Annotated in this window: 2 protein-coding genes; one reads left to right on the top strand and one right to left on the bottom strand. The window is 72.4% G+C overall.

What is annotated here, in order from left to right:
• A partial coding sequence (locus WA805_RS16515) for a LysR family transcriptional regulator (protein ID WP_425242777.1) occupies positions 1 to 800 on the bottom strand: 800 nt, incomplete at its 3' end.
• A gap of 100 nt (positions 801 to 900) precedes the next feature.
• On the opposite strand from WA805_RS16515, the gene WA805_RS16510 reads away from it, so the two are divergent.
• Positions 901 to 1,537 (top strand): EamA family transporter (locus WA805_RS16510; RefSeq protein ID WP_425242776.1); only part of this gene is annotated, 637 nt, incomplete at its 3' end.

The raw sequence follows: 1,537 nt of genomic DNA, 5'->3' as shown, positions 1-1,537 counted from the left end.
GGCATGATCCGCGCGGCCGGGCGGGGCACGGCGGCGAGCAGCAGGCCGGGGATGACCGCGGCGGCGTGCCCGGTCTCCGCCAGGTGGATCTGCAGCAGGAGGTCCGAGGCCACGTAGCGGACGTCCGGCTCAAAGCCCGCCTCCCGGCAGGCGTTGCGCGCCCACTGGCCGGGCCCGGTGTCCGCCGGGTCGAAGATCCACGGGACGCCTGCCAGGTCCGCGAGGCGCACCTGCGTGCCAGGCTCGCCGCCAACGGCGTACCGGCCGTGCGCCGGGAACACGGTGAAGAGCTCGTCGTTCGCCAGCAGCTGGGTGCGGGCTCCGGCGACCGGCGGGTGCGCGGTGCCCGGGTACTCCTCGCCGAGAACGATGTCGAAGTCGTGCGCGAGCAGGCCCGCGAACGCCGGGCCCGCCTCCTGGTGCGCGATCTCGACCCGCAGTCCCGGGTGGCGTCCGGCGAGGCGCGTCAGGACCGAGGGGACCAGGGCGAACAGCACCGACTGGAACGAGGCGACCCGCAGGGTGCCGCGCACTTCGGCGAGCGAGGCGCGCAGGTCGGCCTCCGCCTCCTCGAGCCGTTCCAGTATCGCCTCGGTGTGCTCGACCAGGATGCGGGCCTGCGGGGTGAGCCGGACTCCGCGTCCGGCCGGCTCGAGCAAGGGCACTCCCGTCTCGGTCTCCAGCTGGCTCAGCTGCTGGGAAATCGCCGACGGGCTATAGGACAAGGCCCGCGCCACGGCGGCGAGGGTTCCGCGGCGGTCCAGCTCGCGCAGTAGCCGCAAGCGGTGCACGTCGAGCATGGCCCGCGCCTCCCATCGGAATTATTGGTCAGATTTGCTTATCAGTATTGCTCAGAATCATTCGCTGGACGAAACGTTCCTGATTGGCGACTGTAGATGTATGCCAGGACAGACCGCCACGATGACCGCTGCCACCTCACTGGCCACGCCGGTGAGGCGCCGGCCGCTTCCCGGGCCGGCGATTCTCCTCGTGCTCGGTTCGTGTTCGTCGCTCCAGGCCGGCGCGGCGCTCGCGATGCGGCTGTTCCCGGTTCTCGGCGCCCCCGGCGCGACCCTGCTGCGCCTCGGGCTGGCCGCTATCGTGCTGCTCGCCGTGACCAGGCCCCGGGTCCGCGGCTGGCGCAGGAGGCAGTGGCAGGCTGTATTGCTCTATGGCGTCAGCCTCGCCGGGACGAACGCGTTCTTCTACGCCGCCCTCGCCAGGCTCCCCCTGGGCACGGCGGTGACCATCCAGTTCCTCGGCCCGCTCACCCTCTCCGCCGCATTGTCCCGCCGGCTGCGCGACCTCGGCTGGGTCCTGCTGGCCGTGACCGGCGTGGCCATCCTCGGCCTCACAGAAAGCCACGGCACCGCGGCCGGCGGGTACGGTCCACTCAGCCTGGCGGGCGTCGCGTTCGCCCTGGCCTCCGGTGCGTTCTGGGCCACGTACATCATCACGGGCACCCGCGTGAGCGCCGCGGTGCCCGGCCGCGGCAGCCTCGCCGTTGCGATGACCGCGGGCGCGCTGGTCCTGGTGC

This window comes from Trebonia sp., assembly GCF_049794275.1.
GTDB lineage: Bacteria > Actinomycetota > Actinomycetes > Streptosporangiales > Streptosporangiaceae > Trebonia.
This window is presented reverse-complemented; position numbering and strand designations above follow the sequence as displayed.